Annotated in this window: 14 protein-coding genes and 1 tRNA gene; 12 read left to right on the top strand and 3 right to left on the bottom strand. The window is 36.2% G+C overall.

Features of this window, described 5'->3' with window-relative positions:
• On the bottom strand, positions 1–2,451 hold the full coding sequence (locus ABJ955_RS03440) for a hypothetical protein (protein ID WP_347373204.1): 2,451 nt from the start codon (positions 2,449–2,451) through the stop codon (positions 1–3).
• Between the two features lie 84 nt (positions 2,452–2,535).
• Positions 2,536–3,168, bottom strand: coding sequence for a ribonuclease HII (locus ABJ955_RS03435; RefSeq protein ID WP_347374356.1), 633 nt, complete (start codon positions 3,166–3,168; stop codon positions 2,536–2,538).
• Positions 3,169–3,318: 150 nt separating this feature from the next.
• Between ABJ955_RS03435 and ABJ955_RS03430 the strand changes: the two genes are divergently transcribed.
• On the top strand, positions 3,319–5,202 hold the full coding sequence (locus ABJ955_RS03430) for a putative porin (protein ID WP_347373203.1): 1,884 nt from the start codon (positions 3,319–3,321) through the stop codon (positions 5,200–5,202).
• Positions 5,203–5,264: 62 nt separating this feature from the next.
• Here ABJ955_RS03430 and ABJ955_RS03425 read toward each other — a convergent pair whose 3' ends face one another.
• Positions 5,265–6,407 (bottom strand): acyl-CoA dehydrogenase, encoded by a 1,143-nt coding sequence (locus tag ABJ955_RS03425; protein WP_347373202.1) that lies wholly within the window; start codon positions 6,405–6,407, stop codon positions 5,265–5,267.
• A gap of 337 nt (positions 6,408–6,744) precedes the next feature.
• Between ABJ955_RS03425 and ABJ955_RS03420 the strand changes: the two genes are divergently transcribed.
• The 11 genes from ABJ955_RS03420 (at position 6,745) to ABJ955_RS03370 (ending at position 18,249) form a co-directional block, all read left to right on the top strand.
• Positions 6,745–7,803 carry an anhydro-N-acetylmuramic acid kinase gene (locus ABJ955_RS03420; protein WP_347373201.1) on the top strand — a complete coding sequence of 353 codons (1,059 nt, stop codon included), beginning with the start codon at positions 6,745–6,747 and terminating at the stop codon, positions 7,801–7,803.
• A 28-nt stretch (positions 7,804–7,831) separates the two neighbouring features.
• A complete protein-coding gene (locus tag ABJ955_RS03415; protein WP_347373200.1) occupies positions 7,832–8,386 on the top strand; it encodes a hypothetical protein in 555 nt (184 codons plus the stop codon).
• A 147-nt stretch (positions 8,387–8,533) separates the two neighbouring features.
• Positions 8,534–9,760, top strand: coding sequence for a Glu/Leu/Phe/Val dehydrogenase dimerization domain-containing protein (locus tag ABJ955_RS03410; protein WP_347373199.1), 1,227 nt, complete (start codon positions 8,534–8,536; stop codon positions 9,758–9,760).
• 21 nt (positions 9,761–9,781) lie between these two features.
• Positions 9,782–11,161, top strand: a complete 1,380-nt coding sequence (gene nhaD / locus ABJ955_RS03405; protein WP_347373198.1) for a sodium:proton antiporter NhaD — start codon at positions 9,782–9,784, stop codon at positions 11,159–11,161.
• A gap of 48 nt (positions 11,162–11,209) precedes the next feature.
• Positions 11,210–11,908 (top strand): MotA/TolQ/ExbB proton channel family protein, encoded by a 699-nt coding sequence (locus ABJ955_RS03400; RefSeq protein WP_347373197.1) that lies wholly within the window; start codon positions 11,210–11,212, stop codon positions 11,906–11,908.
• A complete protein-coding gene (locus tag ABJ955_RS03395) occupies positions 11,908–12,300 on the top strand; it encodes a biopolymer transporter ExbD (RefSeq protein ID WP_347373196.1) in 393 nt (130 codons plus the stop codon). The genes ABJ955_RS03400 and ABJ955_RS03395 overlap by 1 nt, the downstream gene beginning before the upstream one ends.
• Before the next feature lie 135 nt (positions 12,301–12,435).
• Positions 12,436–13,218 (top strand): energy transducer TonB, encoded by a 783-nt coding sequence (locus ABJ955_RS03390; RefSeq protein ID WP_347373195.1) that lies wholly within the window; start codon positions 12,436–12,438, stop codon positions 13,216–13,218.
• A gap of 61 nt (positions 13,219–13,279) precedes the next feature.
• Entirely contained in the window at positions 13,280–15,778 is a 2,499-nt protein-coding gene (locus tag ABJ955_RS03385) for a T9SS type A sorting domain-containing protein (RefSeq protein WP_347373194.1), read from the top strand.
• A 12-nt stretch (positions 15,779–15,790) separates the two neighbouring features.
• A complete protein-coding gene (locus ABJ955_RS03380) occupies positions 15,791–17,008 on the top strand; it encodes a Mur ligase family protein (RefSeq protein ID WP_347374355.1) in 1,218 nt (405 codons plus the stop codon).
• 65 nt (positions 17,009–17,073) lie between these two features.
• Positions 17,074–17,151: transfer RNA gene (locus ABJ955_RS03375), tRNA-Val, on the top strand.
• A gap of 126 nt (positions 17,152–17,277) precedes the next feature.
• Positions 17,278–18,249, top strand: a complete 972-nt coding sequence (locus ABJ955_RS03370; RefSeq protein WP_347373193.1) for a YitT family protein — start codon at positions 17,278–17,280, stop codon at positions 18,247–18,249.
• Position 18,250 lies beyond the last annotated feature (1 nt).

Raw genomic sequence — 18,250 nt, 5'->3', positions numbered from 1 at the left:
TTAATTTTTTGAATATAAAATCACACTATTCGATTCGCCAATAACCGTTAACTCTAAGGTGTTTTTTTCATTTCCATCGCTCATTGAAGCTATGGAAGTGCCATATACAGGGAACCCGTTTAATAGCGTACCGTTTTTATCAAATACATAGACCTTTTTTTCTTGGGTTTCAGTAATCGTAATATAGGTGTTTCTATGGATGTTAAAAAGCTGCGGTTTGTGATAAAGCCCAAGTGGAAGCTCCACTAGTTTTCCGTTAATACGAAGTAAATTATCATCAAGAGTTACTTTGGTAGTTCCGTTTATTGCAAACCAATAATTACTTCCTACAGCTAATTTCTGGGAAGTTATTTTTCCATTTTGTGAAATACGTTCTTTGGTATTTTCTTTAGTAATAACCACAAAAGTATTGTCTTCTTCAGCAATTGGGATTGCTGAAAAATTAAAGTTTTTTGACACCGAAATACGCGATTTTCCTACACGGCTCAAAATATTGAGTTTCCCGCTTTCTTCAGCAATAACAATATAATCTTTATTTCCCATCCGAATGTGTTTGGGCGACTGTACAATCTTACTTTTAGCTTTATCAAACCCAAAACCTTTTACCGTTTTTCCATTTTTATCATACATTAATACGCCATTATTCTGCACAATCACAAAACGGTAATTGCCGTTGTTGTCATAATCAAAAACCGAAAGTGGCTGGGTTACAGCATCCTTAAATTTTATTGGAAATGACGTTGCGTCCTTCCCATTTCGATCCAGGATATGGAAGGCATCTTTTGTTGCAAACGCCATGAATTTATTGCCGGAAATAGTTATAACTTCAATAGCTCCAAGTATTCCTGAACCTAGGTTTTTTGTCCAAAGTATATTTCCACTTTCAGAAATAAAATGCAATTTATTACCAACATCTTGCACAAGCACGTTACTGCCTTTATTATTAAAAATTTGTGGAATTCCTAAAACGGGGTTTTCAAGTTTTACATTAAATTTTTCTGAAACATTCCTTGAAACGGTCTGAGTTTTTCCAGAAAGTGTATTGCAACTGAAAGTTACATGCGCAAAATTTCTGTCGTAACTAAACTGTAAGGCTGCCAATGGAAACTCATTAAAAGAGATAGCCTCCAGGCTTTTTTTAGCTGTTGAATTGAAAAATCTTGCAATTGCTGTTGCATATTCGCCTTGCATTTTTAACAGCAGTAAGGAAGAAGCGGAACTTAAATTTGTTGCGGTATTTTCAAAATAAGCACTGTTTTTTAATGTCGCATTGTTTTGAAATGCACTGATAAGTTGTTCTGCGGTTGCCTCATTTTCAATAAATACAAAGAAATTTTCCAACTGAAAAACATAGTTAGCCTTTGCAGAATTTATAAAAGGAGAAAAAGTTTTTTGAAATAATTGCGGTTCACTAAAACTGCTAATTTCAATGTCACGAAACGAACTTTTTGCCGAAACATAACGCGCCAACGCATCTTCAGTTAAAAGAGCATCAATGCTTTTTATAAAAATTGCAGTTTCATTTTTTAGCTGAATACTCCCAACTTCACTTACTGACCCAAAAATTCCGGTGGTTGCTGTGGCTGTTTTGTCACCTCTAAAATCCTTTAATTTTTTTTGGAATTTTTCGGCATCGTTAAATGTAAAACTAACAGCCCCAAGCGCATCAAGAGGGACTATTTCAGAAGCATCGTTTTGTTGTGGGGTTTGCCCTTCAAAAACATTTAAAAGTTGTGGAATACTATCTGTAGCCAAAGTGATTCCAGTTGCCGTAAACGTATCTGGTGCAATGGCTATATCTAACGCGCTCCATGAAGTAAAATCAATTTTTGTAGAATCGTTTAGCGCAATTTTAGTACCGCGAACCAAAGCTGTAAATTCATTGGAAGATGGAAGGTTAAAAACTTTTGAAAAGGTTTCAGAGCGTTCGGTTTTTTGCTCTAAAATATCCATCAAAATCTGTTGTGATGAAGAAAGAACGAATACACTATCAACTAAGGCGGAGTATGCTATTTCATTACCAATTGTTACCCGTTGAAAGGATTGCTTATCAAGCTTTAAGGTTTCAATGGTTTTATTTTTAAGAGAATCTAATTGAAAAAGCCCCTTTGTTTGCTTTGTAATAAAAGTATAAGCTGAAAGTGAGTCGTTTAGTTTGTTAATGCACAAAAGGCTTTGCGAATTAGGCTGTAGGTTTTGTAAAAGTGCCGCTTTCTGAGAAAAAAAGAAATAGGGAGGCGATTTTTCAAACTTTGATAGAAGAGCATTATTCTGAATATCTGCCTGTAGGCTTTCAAAATTTGCAATCTTAAAAACCACCAAAGTATTTTCTGGAACAAAATCCATCAAAGTCCCCGTTTTTGGAAGTGTTTGATCACAAGCTCCAAAAATTCCTAACAATATTGAAACGAAAAGTAAAAGCGCTAACGGTTTCCCTTGAATTTTTCCCATAAAACAAAAATAACAATGATTAATGATGATTTTACTACGTTTAGAAATAGTTTATTGACGTGTTTTCAACAAGAATATTTCGAATTAAACCTTCTTATTTATAGTAGAAGCAGCAATTTTTAAATCTAATTCCAGTTGCTCGGGCAGGAGTTTAAAACTTTTCCTATGAAACATTGTACTGCCGTGGGTACGAATTGCTTCACGGTGTGCTTTTGTTGGGTAGCCTTTGTTTTGTTTCCAATTATACTGCGGAAACTTTTCGTGTAGCTCAGTCATATACTCGTCTCGGTATGTTTTGGCCAAAATAGAAGCCGCAGCAATATGCAGGTATTTACCGTCGCCTTTTATTACACATTCATAAGGTATTTTTCCATAAGGTTTAAAGCGGTTGCCGTCAATTGCAATAAATTCTGGAGGCTGTGAAAGCCCTTCAATGGCTCGATGCATCCCTAAAAGAGATGCGTTTAGTATGTTTATTTTGTCAATTTCGTCCATCATTACATGAACTACTTTATAGCAAATTGCTTCCTGCTCTATAATAACTTTTAGTTGAAGTCGTTTTTTCTCTGAAAGTTGCTTGCTGTCTGTCAAAAAAGGATGCTGAAAATTATCAGGAAGAATAACTGCCGCTGCCGTAACGGGACCAGCTAAACAGCCACGCCCTGCTTCGTCAGTGCCACATTCAAGAAGATGTTGGTTTATTTTTAGCTTTAGCATATAGAGTTCAAAATTCAATAAAATTAAAGGAAACATCAAATTTCAGATGTTAAATGCGCAGAAGGTTTAAGTTAGTGATGCGCAGTTTGAGTTTTGATAATACCCCATTAAACCAAAAAAAATATACCTTTGCTAAAAGTTAATTTATAGATGAAAAAAACACTTTTGCTCCTTTTTATTTTATGTGCTTCGGCAACTGTGTTTTCCCAAAACCCAAATGCAAAAAAGGTAAAACCACCGATTGATTTTTATAAAATTAGTTCAGCAGATCGCGATACTACTTTTGTGGATACAACACTTTCTATTGCTAAAAAATATAATTTTAATTATTTACGAAGAGATAATTTTGAGTTACTTCAGTTTTCAAATGTTGGGCAGACCTATAACTCTCTGGCATATTCATTTGATCGGCTTAATTTGAAGCCCCTTTTTGCCGCACAGGCACATCATTTTAATTATAAAGAAATTGATGCAGTTAATTATTACAATGTGCCAACTCCCCTTACAGAATTGTATTTTAAAACCGCATACAATCAAGGGCAGCAATTGGATGCTTTTTTTACGGTAAATACTTCGCCACAGTTTAATTTTTCTATTGGGTATAAAGGTGTTCGTTCACTCGGGAAATACCAACATATTTTAACGAGTACCGGAAATTTTCTCTTTACTTCAAATTACCGCACTAAAAACAACCGCTACTTAGCGCGTATGCATGTTGCGGCCCAGGATATTCTAAATCAAGAAAATGGAGGGTTAACGGAAAATTCTTTAGCGTTATTTATAAATGACGACCCCGAATTTAACGATCGCGGAAGGCTGGATGTAAATTTTGAAAATGCTGAAAATAAATTGGAAGGACTTCGATTTTATGGCGATCATTATTACGAATTAATTAGTCAGCGCGATAGTACAGCGTATTCTGTGCTTACCATTGGGAATGTGTTGAGTTATGAAGATAAATTTTTTAGATACAACCAAACAGCGCCTTATGAATCTTTTGGACCTTCCTATGAAACTACAAATTTAGAAACCAAAACAAAATTGGAGGATTTCAATGTAAAAGCATATGCAAATTTTGACAATTCACTGATAGGAAAACTTTCTGCTTGGGCAGGCTATAATGATTTTAATTATGGGTATAATTCTGTTTTGGTGCTGGATGATGTGCGAATTCCAAATAGAATACAAGGAAGCATTTTTGAAGCTGGCGCAGCTTATGAAAAGGAATACCACGGCTTCAAACTTTCTGGAAAAGGCGCAATAAATGTAGCAGGCGATTTTGATGGAAATTACATTCAAGCTGCAGCTTCGTATAATTTGAAAGAAGAATACAATGCAAAAGCATCTATAACAGTGCATTCAGTGGCGCCAAACTTCAATTTTTTACTGTACCAAAGTGATTACCAAAATTACAATTGGAAAAACGAATTAAACAATATAAAAACGCAGGAACTAAAGTTTGAAATTAACACCAAACGCTTCGGAAATGCCTCGGTTAGTTATACAGGGATTGATGATTATGCCTACTTCGGGATAAAAGCAACTGATAGCACACCTTCGCCATTACAAGCTTCTGAACGTGTAGATTATTTAAAAATTAAGGCTCAAAAAGAATTTACTTATGGCCTTTTTGCATTAGAAAATACAGTAATGTATCAACAGGTTTTGAGTGGGGAAACGGTTTTTAATGTGCCACAACTTATTACCCGAAACTCACTTTATTATCAAGATCATTGGTTTAAACGGGCACTTTTTATGCAAACGGGTGTTACTTTTAAGTATTTTACTAAATACAATATGAATGGATATGACCCAGTTTTGGCTGAATTTTACGTTCAGAATGACCAAGAATTGGGTGGGTTTCCACTGGTAGATATTTTCTTTAACGCGAAGATAAGGCAGACGCGTATTTTCTTCGTTTATGAAAATTTCACCTCACTTTTTAGTAGTAAAAACGAACATTTTGCAGCTCCTGGTTATCCCTACCGAGATGCTGTTTTGCGTTTTGGTTTGGTTTGGAATTTCTTCCTATAAAAAACCCGTCACATGGACGGGCTTGATATTTTGTTATTTAAAGTAAGACAGCTGTATTGAAACTAGTCTTTCAAAAGACCTCTTGAAATTACAATTTTCTGTATTTCTGAAGTGCCTTCATAAATCTGGGTAATTTTAGCATCACGCATTAGGCGTTCTACGTGGTATTCTTTTACATAACCATTTCCGCCGTGAACTTGTACTGCTTCAACGCTAACATCCATTGCTGTTTGTGAAGCAAATAATTTTGCAATTGCGCCGCTCATGTCATAATTGTTGCCTTGGTCTTTATCCCAAGCTGCTTTCATAACTAAATGGCGGGCAGCGGTGATTGAAGTGTGCATGTCTGCAAGTTTGAAAGCGATTGCTTGGTGGTTGCAAATTTCAGTTCCAAAAGCTTTTCGAACTTTTGAGTATTCACGAGCCAAATCGTATGCTCCAGCGGCAATTCCTAATGCTTGGGCTGCAATACCGATACGCCCTCCAGAAAGCGTTTTCATTGCAAATTTGAATCCAAATCCATCTTCGCCAATTCTGTTTTCCTTTGGCACTTTTACGTCATTGAATATTAAAGAATGGGTGTCGCTTCCGCGGATTCCTAATTTATCTTCTTTTGGACCAATTTCAAAACCTTCCCAGCCTTTTTCAACAATAAAGGCATTGATTCCTTTGTGCTTTTTTTCTTTATCTGTTTGTGCAATCACTAAATAATAATCTGCAGAACCTCCATTGGTAATCCAGTTTTTGGTGCCGTTTAATACATAATGATCGCCTTGGTCTATTGCAGTTGTTTTTTGCGAAGTAGCATCACTACCAGCTTCGGGCTCGCTTAAACAAAATGCGCCAAGTTTTTCGCCAGTAGCTAATTTGGTTAGGTATTTTTGTTTTTGCGCTTCATTACCATAAGCTTGAAGGCCGTAACAAACCAATGAATTGTTTACGGATACAATTACAGAGCAGGAAGCGTCAACTTTACTAAGCTCTTCCATCACCAAAACATAGCTTACTGTGTCCATTCCGCCACCGCCGTATTTTGGGTCTACCATCATTCCTAAAAAGCCGAGTTCGCCCATTTTTTTAACTTGTTCGGCAGGGAATTTTTGGAGGTTATCTCGTTCTATAACGCCCGGAAGTAATTCGGTACGTGCAAAATCGCGCGCAGCGTCGCGTATCATTAATTGTTCTTCGGATAGACTGAAATCCATAGGTTTTGTTTTAAAGAAAATTCGTTTTAAGATTTGCAAATGTACTTTAAAAATAAAGCAAATCACAAATAGACAAATCCCAAATATGAAAAAAGCGCCAAATTTGAAGTTCCAAGTCACTTACAGATTTGAAATTCCAATTAGAAAGACGACTGTTGTAATTTGTATTTTGCTGGTCTCACAGGAAGATTTTAGCAGTAAAACTTTAAGCGAGATTACAACAAAAGAGAAGGAAGTGTGCTTTTTATTTTTTGAAATATATTTGATATTTAGAGCTGGATATTTGTGTTTTTAAAGTTCAACCTTCCTATCTTTAAAGTTCAAATATTTTATATAATTGAAAAAAAGCACCTACCATATAATTGGCGTAATGAGTGGCACTTCGCTGGATGGAATCGATTTAGCAGAAATTAGGTTTAACTATTTTGAAGAGAAGTGGAGCTTTAAAATCCTCGCTGCTGAGACAATTCCGTATTCTTCTTTTTGGAGAAAAGAGTTAGGCGAAGCCATCAATTATTCTAAAGAAAGTCTTGAACGCATAGATTTTAAATACACCGAAAAGCTTTCGGAAGAAATTTTAAAATTTATAAAAAAACATGCTATTCAGGAAATTGATGCTGTGTGTAGTCACGGGCATACTGTTTTTCATCGCCCTGAAAAAGGGGTCACATATCAAATTGGCAACTTACCGCGGCTTGCTAAACTGCTCTCACAAAAGGTGGTTTGCGATTTTAGAGTACAAGATGTTGCGCTTGGAGGGCAAGGAGCGCCATTGGTACCTATTGGGGATCGGTTGCTTTTTCCAAGATATGATTATTGTTTGAATCTAGGCGGTTTTGCAAATTGTTCCTATGAAAAAAATGGGGAACGCATTGCTTTTGATATTTGCCCAGTAAATATTGTTTTAAATAAGTATGCTCAAAAACTAGGGAAAGATTTTGACGAAGACGGAAAGATTGCAGCTTTAGGAAAAGTTGATAAAAACCTACTCGACAAACTCAATTCACATTCTTTTTACTCTGAAAAACCTCCAAAATCATTAGGGTTAGAATGGGTGAAAGCGAATATTTTTCCACTTTTAGATGCTTTGGCAATTTCTTCTGAAACAATACTAAGCACCTTTACAGAGCATGTGGCAATGCAACTAGCGAAACAATTTTCAGTAAATTCATCGGTGTTAGTAACGGGGGGTGGGGCGTATAATTCTTTTTTAATAGAAAGACTAAAAGCGCATGCAGCGGTTACAGTAATTATTCCTGCTCCTGAAATTGTAGAATATAAGGAAGCCTTGATTTTTGGGCTTTTGGGTGTTTTAAAACTACGTAATGCAATTAATTGCCTGGCGAGTGTAACTGGAGCAGAACGAGACCATTCTTCTGGGAAGGTTTACAAATAGTTAATTTGTTACAATTGAATTCTTAGTTATGAAATTATTATGGTTTTTATTTTTTTATACAACACGTATTTTATCTCAAAATAATACGGATGAGTCTAATAATACAATTCTTTGGAATCAAAATATCCAACTTGAATGGAAAGATTTTTCAGGTGAAATAGATCCAAATCTTTTTGGAAGTGCTTTAACGACATATTCCATTGAAATTATTCCTGAAAATGTTTTAGTTGATAGGGAAGATAATATTCAGGGGTATGAAAACTTGACAGTTATAGCAAAATTTTATAAGGATAAATCATGGTCTGTTATTAAAACATACGAACTACTGTCTCACGAACAATTGCATTTCGATATTGCAGAATTGTATGCGAGAAAAATTAGAAAGAAATTTTCAGGATTAAAGGAAAAAGGTGAGCAAAAATTTTCTTCATATGCGACAGCTTATGAGGTTTTGTGGCAAAAATGTAGGGAGTATCAAAAAACCTATGATTATGATACTAAAAATGGGATCTTGATTGCGCGTAATAAATGGTGGATAAATAAAGTAAATGAAGAACTTACTGAACTTAATAAGTATAAGTAAGTCTACGTTTAGTTTTATAATTATGGTTTTACTAAACTCTCCCAATAAATTTTACATAAAATCAATATAAACCCCTCACAAGTTTTTTATATTTGTCACCAAACTCCGAAGCTTTAGCGAAGGAGAAACAAAACGCTCCGCATAAAAATGAAAGAATTACTTAAAAAATACGAAGACAAAGAACCCGAAATAGTTTTTCACTGGAACGATCCTGAAACCGAAGCCGAAGGCTGGACTGTAATAAATTCTTTACGTGGCGGTGCTGCCGGAGGTGGAACACGTATGCGTAAAGGACTTGACTCCAACGAAGTGCTTTCTCTTGCCAAAACAATGGAAGTGAAATTTACGGTTTCGGGTCCAGCAATTGGTGGTGCTAAAAGCGGTATTAACTTTGATCCTTCCGATCCGCGTAAAAAAGGTGTTTTAGAACGCTGGTATAAAGCTGTATCGCCTCTATTAAAAGCGTATTACGGGACAGGAGGTGATTTAAATGTTGATGAAATCCACGAGGTAATTCCAATTACAGAGCAAAGTGGTGTTTGGCATCCACAGGAAGGGGTTTTTAACGGTCATTTTTCACCCACGGAAGCCGATAAAATTAATAGAATTGGTCAATTGCGTCAAGGAGTAATAAAGGTGTTAGAAAATTTAAACTTTTCACCAGATATTTCTAGGAAATATACTGTAGCCGATATGATTACAGGGTTTGGAGTTGCGGAAGCAGTGCGTCATTATTACGATATTTATGGTGGTAGTGTAGAAGGAAAACGTGCTGTAGTACAAGGCTTTGGAAATGTTGGGGCCGCCGCTGCGTATTACCTCTCGCAAATGGGCGCTAAAGTTGTCGGGGTTATTGACCGTGAAGGTGGAATAATCAATAAAGATGGTTTTTCTTTTGAAGAAATAAAAAAGTTTTTTCTTGAGAAAAATGGCAATACATTAGTAGCTGAAAACATGATTCCTTTTGAAGAAATTAATGAGAAAATTTGGAATCTTGAAACAGAAATATTCGCGCCTTGCGCAGCCTCTAGATTGGTTACTAAAGAACAGATTTCTGCAATGATTGGAAAAGGATTAGAGGTAATTAGCTGTGGGGCTAATGTGCCGTTTGCGGATAAAGAAATTTTCTTTGGCCCAATTATGGAATACACCGATGAGCGTGTTAGTTTAATTCCCGATTTTATAAGTAACTGTGGGATGGCACGTGTATTTGCATATTTTATGGAGCGCAAAGTGCAAATGACAGATGAAGCTATATTTAATGATACTTCTATAACCATTAAAAACGCTATCCAAAACACCTTCGATAACAATAGTACGAAGTCAAATATAAGTAAAACTGCATTTGAGATTGCATTAAAACAATTGATATAATTTTTAATAACCGACTATAGTATGGCTTCAATAATCATTTTAATATTTGTTATAGGGTATCTTTCTATCACATTAGAACATCCTTTAAAATTAGACAAAACAGTACCTGCGCTAATTATGGCATCCCTAATTTGGGCTGTATTAGCAATTGGTTTTACCAGTGGATGGTTTGATGTTATAAATACTGAAGAACAAGCTTTTAATTTTCTTTCCGGAGGCGAACACGCAATGGAAGGCTTTGAAGGTACGCTGCTTCATCATTTAGGTAAAACTGCCGAGATTCTTATTTTTCTTATTGGAGCAATGACCATTGTTGAAATAATAGACTTGCATCGAGGCTTTGAAGTTCTAAAAAGTGCAGTACGTACAAAAAGTAAGAAGAAATTACTTTGGATTATCGGAATACTTGCTTTTTTCCTTTCAGCAATTATAGATAACCTTACTGCTACTATTGTATTGATCACCCTTTTAAGAAAATTGATTCATAAAAGAGAAGACCGTCTTTGGTTTGCTGCAATGGTTGTTATTGCTGCAAATGCTGGAGGGGCATGGTCGCCGATTGGAGATGTAACTACAACCATGTTGTGGATTGCCAAAAAAGTGTCTGCTGCAGGGCTTATAGAATATGTGGTTATCCCTTCTATAGTTTGTTTTGCACTGCCTTTTATAATCGCTACCTATTTGCCAGCTTTTCGAGGTAATATTGAAGTAGATACGACAGAAGATAAAGATGAAGAAGTTCTTTTAAGCAGTAGAACAATGTTGTTTTTAGGCTTAGGAATGATAGTTTCTGTGCCAGTTTTTAAAACATTAACGCATTTACCTCCATATATGGGGATGATGTTAGCATTAGGTGTAGTTTGGTTGGTTTCAGAATATATTCATCCGGAAGAAGATTTTAGCAAAGAAAGAAGACATCTTTATTCTGCACATAAGGCACTTTCACGTATTGAAATTTCTAGTATTCTTTTCTTCCTTGGAATTTTAATGGCAGTTGCAGGACTTGAAAGTCTTGTATATGGGGTTGTAAATGGCGAAGAAGTAGGGACACTACGTTATCTTGCTGAAGTTTTACAAGGCGCTATTCCAAATCAAGATGTAGTGGTAATCTTATTGGGTGTTTTATCTGCAATTATAGATAATGTACCTCTTGTTGCTGCCTCTATGGGTATGTACGATATGCCAATGGATTCTGTGTTGTGGCACTTTATAGCCTATTCAGCTGGTACAGGAGGAAGTATGCTAATTATAGGTTCTGCCGCTGGTGTTGCTGCAATGGGGATGGAGCGAATTGATTTTATCTGGTATTTGAAAAAAATTACTTGGCTTGCTTTTGTTGGCTTTATTGCCGGTGCCGGAGTTTTCCTTTTAATTGAAAGGGTGTTATTTCACAACGCCTAACAATTTCTGAAACCTAAATCCGTTAATTACTAAAACAAAATGCTATTTATGTTAAACTTCTTTATTCAAGAGGGTGCCGAGGTTGCACAAGATCTTGAACCTATTGCGCAAGAAAAAACTCTTTCTATTATGGATCTCCTCTTAAACGGAGGGGTAGCAGGACAACTAATTATAGCTGTTCTTTTTGTGCTGCTTTTTGTGGCTGTCTATATTTATTTTGAAAGGCTTTTCGCTATAAAAGCTGCTTCTAAAATGGATAGTAATTTTATGAATCAAATTCGTGACCATGTTGCAAAAGGTAATATCCAAGCCGCGAAGGTTCTTTGTGCTCAAAATAATACTCCTGTTTCACATTTAACTGAAAAGGGGATTTCCCGAATTGGGAGTCCGCTGGAAGATATTAATACCGCTATTGAAAATGCGGGTCGTCTGGAAGTTTATAAATTAGAAAAAAACGTAAGTGTTTTAGCTACCATTGCTGGCGCAGCACCCATGATAGGTTTCTTAGGAACCGTAATTGGAATGGTGTTGGCGTTTCACCAACTGGCAACCAGTAGCGGCCAAGCCGAAATGGGAACTTTAGCTGAAGGTATTTATACCGCGATGACTACAACTGTGGCGGGATTAATTGTAGGGATTATTGCTTATATGGGCTACAACCATTTGGTGGTGAAAACAGATAAAGTAGTACACCAAATGGAGGCTACTGCGGTAGATTTTCTAGACATGTTAAACGAACCTGCTTAATGAATTTAAGAGGAAGAAATAAAGTTAGCGCCGAATTCAGTATGAGTTCCATGACAGACATTGTATTTTTGTTGTTGGTATTCTTTCTGCTTACTTCGCCTGCAATAACACCAGATGCCTTAGATTTAATACTTCCAAAAGCAAAAGGGAAAACTTCAAATGTGCAGAAAGCATCCGTAAGCATCACAAAAGATGGAGCTTATTATGTTAATAAAGAGCGTGTAAGCGAATATAGCATTGAAAGTGAACTTAAAAAGGCGCTTGAAGGCCAAGAAGAACCTACAATAATTCTTCGCGCAGAAGAAGGTGTGCCAATTGAAGATGCTGTTTTTGTAATGGATGTTGCAAACAGAAACAATTTTAAGGTAGTACTTGCCGTTAGACCTAATTAAACCACTCGTAATTATAGCAACTCTTAAGTATTAAAATTATTCTTTATAGGTCTAATTTTTACCAAAAAGTCAACATTAATAAGTGTTAATCGCCACTCCTTGAATTTTTTAAATACAGAACATAAACGAAAAAGTATGATCATCACGATAATTGTGCATGTTATCATACTAATTCTATTGTTTTATGTAGGAATGAAATACCTTGATCCACCTTTGGAGCAAGGTATTGCAATTAATTTTGGCACGACGGAAAGGGGTAGTGGAAAAATTCAACCCACCGAAAAGATACAGGCTGCACCACAAAAAACAACTCCTGAGTCTGTTTCACAACCAAAATCTGAAATAAAAGAGGAGGTAGTTACTCAGGATGATGAAGAAGCGCCTGTAATAAAAAAGGAAAAGCCTAAAAAAGAACAAAAGGAAACTCCTGTAAAAGAGGTGCCTAAAAAAGAAGTTAAAAAACCAGACCCAAAACCTGACAAATCTACTACTGACGCGCTGTCTAGTATTTTAAATGGTCCAAAAAGTGATGGAACGGCAAAAGGTGGCGAAGGCAACGATAGCAATCCTGGGGACAAAGGAAATCCAGACGGCAATCCAAATGCAAGCGCGTATTATGGCACAGGTAAAGGCTTAGACGGTGATGGTAATTACTTGCTTGGGGGAAGAAAAGCACTCAATAAAGAGAAATTTGTTCAAGAATGTAATGAAGCTGGGACTGTAGTGGTTAGTATAGAGGTAGACAGAAATGGAAAAGTTATCAATGCTACAGCAGGAGTACGAGGGACAACAAACAACTCCAAATGCCTTTTAGATCCTGCAAAGCGTGCCGCAATGGCAACAAAATTTAATGCAGACGATAAGGCACCTGCAAAACAGATTGGAAAAATTATTTATAAATTCAGTCTTTCAGACTAGCACACTTTCTTTCTAAGTTACTTACCTTTTTTCAGTATCTTTAGGCTTCAAACCTAACCCTATGTATCGTATATCCCTCCTTGTTTTAAGTTTATTTTGTTTTATTGGTTGTAAGAATTCTGTAGAAAAAGAAAAGGGTTTAACTTCTGAAGAAAAAAATGAAAAATACCCTTTCGATCTTATGTTTATGCAACGCGCATATCCTAGCGGTCAAATAAATTCTTCAGCATATTCTGAAGCAATTCAATGGAAAAAAAGTAATGCAAGTAGAAATAAAGTAAATGAAGTATGGCAATTTAGTGGCCCATTAAACATCGGTGGACGAATTACGGATATAGAAATACCGTCTACTCAACCAGAAGTATACTATGTAGGTGCTGCTTCAGGTGGAATTTTTAAATCTAGTAACTCGGGTGACGCCTGGACCCCTATTTTTGATGAGCAAGAAATGCTTTCAATAGGGGATATAGAAATTTCAAAAAACAATAACGATATTATCTACGTGGGCACCGGAGAAGTTAATGCTGGCGGCGGTTCTTTGGTTTATGATGGAGATGGGGTGTATAAAAGTATTGACGGTGGCACTACCTGGGAATCTAAGGGATTGCCAGATATTGGAAGTGTTGGGAAAATTGTTTTGGACGCTGGAAACGACAATGTTGCTTATGTAGGCGCAATGGGGCCATTATTTAAAAAAAGTACAAATCGTGGAGTTTATAAAACTAATAACGGAGGCGATAGTTGGCAACAAGTTTTGTTTGTAAGCGATTCTACAGGTGTTGTAGATATGGCTATTCACCCCACAAATGGCGCTATTGTATACGCAGCAACATGGGAGCGTATTCGTAGACCAAACAATAGACAGTATGGTGGTATTACCTCTGGTATATATAAAACTACTGATGGAGGTGCTAATTGGACTGAGCTTACTAGTGGTTTACCAAGCTTGGCTTCACAAAAAGGAAGGATAGGTTTGGATATATCGCAATCTAATCCAAATGTTTTATATGCTCGTTATGCGGATGCTGCAGGGAATATTCAAGGGGTCTACAAAACTACAGATGGTGGTGCTACCTGGGTAGCTGTAAATTCAAATCAGCTGAATGATGTAGGCTTTCATTGGTGGTTCGGAGGTATTTTTATAGACCCAACAGATGAAAACGTGCTTTATAATGTAGATTTTGAAGTGCAAAAGTCAACCAACGGTGGTGTTAGCTGGAGTAACGTTTTTACAAATGCACATGTTGATCAACATGCCATGGCGTTTAATGCTTCTGTTCCGGGTGAAGTTTTATTAGGAAATGATGGCGGACTTTATTACAGTTCCAATGGAGGGGTTTCTGCGGTAAAAGACTTGAAACTTCCCATTACACAGTTTTATAGAATGCACGTAGATGCGCAAAACGATAGCAAGATATATGGTGGGGCTCAGGACAATAGTACGAGTCGAACCCAAAATGCCGGCTTAAGTAATTGGAGTATTATTTATGGTGGTGATGGTTTTCAGCCTCTTGTAGATCCTACAAATACTAATGTTATATACGCGCTTTATCAATATGGGGGGTTAGGAAAATCAACCAATAATGGAAACTCATTTTCTAATGCTACAAATGGTATCGCCGGCGGTGACAGAAATAATTGGGATACTCCAATTGTTTTTGATCCCAATAATTCACAAACGCTTTATTTTGGTACAAACCGACTTTATAAAACAACCAATGCTGCGAATAGTTGGAGCGCTATTAGCCCAGATTTAACAGATGGTCCACATACGGGGAACCTAACTTTTGGAACCATAACGACTATAAGTGTCTCACCATTTAACAGTCAAGTTATTTATGTAGGAACAGATGATGGAAAAGCTTGGGTAACACAAAATGGTGGTGCTAATTGGACAGATGTTTCTGTAGGTATCCCAAACCGATGGATTACTAAAGTGCTAACATCAAAAGAAAATGAAAACACAGTTTATATAACACTTTCAGGCTATCGCTTTGGAGACGATATAGGTCATGTTTATAAAAGTATAGATTTCGGCGCTACATGGACAGATATTTCTACGAGCTTTCCAGATATTCCAGTTAATGATATCGAGCAGGATACCTTCGGAAACCTTTTTATCGGTACCGATGTAGGTGTTTTTGCAACAAATGATGAAGGTGACACATGGAATGTTTTAGGTGAAAATATGCCTTCTGTAGTCGTTACAGATTTGTTTTTTCACGAAGCATCAGCGTTTTTATATGCCGCAACTTTTGGGCGTTCTACTTATAAAATCGATGTTTCTACTAATATTTTAAATGATAAGGATATTACTTTTGTTTCGGAAGTAAAAATATTTCCAAATCCGACTTCTGAACTAGTTACAGTTTCTTTGAAAAAAGGATCTACTAAAGCCTCCTTATTTATTTATGACACTATGGGAAGGCTTGTGAAGCAAGAAAACTTCGAAAATAAAAATGAAATAAGCGTTTCTGTAGCGCATCTTCAGCCTGGTATTTATTACTTTAAAATTTCCGAAGGAGAAAAACAGACTACCAAAAAAATAATTGTTCAATAAAAATTTTCAACCATCAACTATCCTGAAAGTATAAACTGGCTTTTTGCCCAACTGCCAATGTACCAAAGAGTTGGTCAATCTGCCTATAAAGCGGATTTGGATGCAACCTTACAGCTTGCTAATTATCTTGAAAATCCTGAAAAAAGTTTCAAAAGCATTCACGTGGCAGGAACCAATGGAAAGGGAAGTACGAGCCATATGTTGGCGTCTGTGTTTCAAGAAGCCGGTTATAAGACAGGGCTCTATACTTCGCCCCACTTAAAAGATTTTCGCGAGCGAATAAAAATTAACGGTAAAATGATTCCGGAAGAAAACGTTTCGGAATTTGTTACCGTACATAAATCTTTTTTTGAAAAAAATAAACTGTCTTTTTTTGAAATGACGGTTGGTTTGGCTTTTGATTTTTTTAGAAAAGAAAAAGTAGACATTGCTATAATTGAAGTAGGTATGGGGGGAAGGCTGGATAGTACCAATATCATCACTCCTCAAGTTTCGGTTATTACAAATATAGGATTAGACCACACTCAGTTTTTGGGAAACACTTTGGCTGCAATTGCTTCTGAAAAAGGAGGGATAATTAAACCTAAAATTCCTGTAATTATTGGGGAAACAAATCAAGAAACGAAACCTGTATTTGAAAAAATTGCTGCTGAAAAGAATACCATTATCGCTTTTGCAGATATGTTCGACTCTTCAGGCTATATTTCAGATTTGAAAGGTAGTTATCAGCAAAAAAATATTAAAACAGTTTTAAAAACTCTGACCATTTTACAGGAAAAAGGATGGGTGATTTCCGAAGAGAATATTAAAATAGGCTTATTAAATACTATCAAGAATACTGGCTTGATGGGGCGTTGGCAATATTTAAGTGAATCTCCCAGAATTATTTGCGACACTGCTCATAATAAAGAAGGGTTGCTATTAGTGATTGAGCAGCTTAAAAATGAGGGGTTTGAAAGACTGCATATTGTCTTGGGGGTAGTTAATGATAAAGATTTAGATTCGGTATTGCCGCTTTTCCCCAAAAATGCAACTTATTATTTTTGCAAGCCCAGTATTCCTCGTGGCTTAGAAGCATCCTTGTTGCTAACTAAGGCTAGAGGTTTTGGTTTGGTTGGCGAAGAATATATTTCAGTTAAAAGAGCTTATATAGCTGCAAGTGAAGCAGCTTCAGCCAATGATTTAGTTTTTGTTGGAGGAAGTACTTTTGTTGTGGCTGAAATTTTGTAATTTTTTTTAAATAAATGTTTGTGGGAATTAAAAACTAACTTATATTTGCAACCTCAAAACAATGAGGGCGATTAGCTCAGCTGGTTCAGAGCACCTCGTTTACACCGAGGGGGTCGGGGGTTCGAACCCCTCATCGCCCACCAGATTTAAAAACCGAAGTTTTCACTTCGGTTTTTTTTATGCCTAAATTTTTATTTTCTTCCCATTCTTAAATAAAACACTTGTAATAAGTTTAACTTTGACCAACCTTAAAATAATTATAAAGCACTATGTTTAAAAGCATTATTACTAACCTTGTTAAAAATCGACAAAAAAATCAGCAAGATAAACTGCCAGCAGCTTCTTTAGATCAAGAAATAAAAGATTTGGAAGTTGAGGTCACACATGAGTTCTGGGATTTTTTCTATTTACTTTTAGGGATAATAGCAGCTTCCTTTGGCTTAAAAGGATTTTTAATGCCAAGCGCCTTTATTGATGGAGGTGTAACGGGTATTTCCTTGATGATAAATGAACTAACGGGAGTTTCGCTTTCACTTTTATTAGTGTGTATTAACCTCCCTTTTTTATTAATAGCATATTTTGCGATTGGTAAACGGTTTGCTGTTAAAAGTATTATCGGAATAGTTCTTTTAGCCGTTGCTGTTGCATTTATACCGTATCCGCAGATTACAGACGACAAAATATTAATTGCGGCATTTGGAGGTCTGTTTTTAGGCCTTGGAATTGGTTTGGCGATACGTGGTGGTGCAATTATAGACGGAACTGAGGTGCTCGCAATTTTTATAAGCCGAAAAACAATACTTACGGTTGGAAACGTGATCTTGATATTTAACGTGATTATATTTATGACTGCGGCATATTTTCTTTCAACTGAAATTGCACTTTATGCAATCCTAACGTATTTCGCAGCTTCAAAAACAGTAGATTTTGTAATAGATGGTATTGAAGAGTTTATGGGGATTACTATAATTTCTGAAAAAAATGATGAAATCCGCCTCGCAATTATTGAAAAATTAGGAAGAGGTTGTACTATTTTTAAAGCTGAAAAAGGCTTTTCAAACGTTGGTGAAACCCGTAAGCCTGTAGATGTGGTTTATACTGTGATAACACGTTTGGAAATGAGTAAGCTTAAAGCAGAAATTAATAAAATAGATAAAAATGCGTTTGTAATTATGACTTCGGTGAAAGATGCCAAGGGAGGGATGATAAAAAAGAAACCAATTAAAAAGTTTGATAAATAGG

The sequence above is a fragment of the Aequorivita sp. Q41 genome (assembly GCF_039831855.1).
Taxonomy (GTDB): Bacteria; Bacteroidota; Bacteroidia; order Flavobacteriales; family Flavobacteriaceae; genus Aequorivita.
This window is presented reverse-complemented; position numbering and strand designations above follow the sequence as displayed.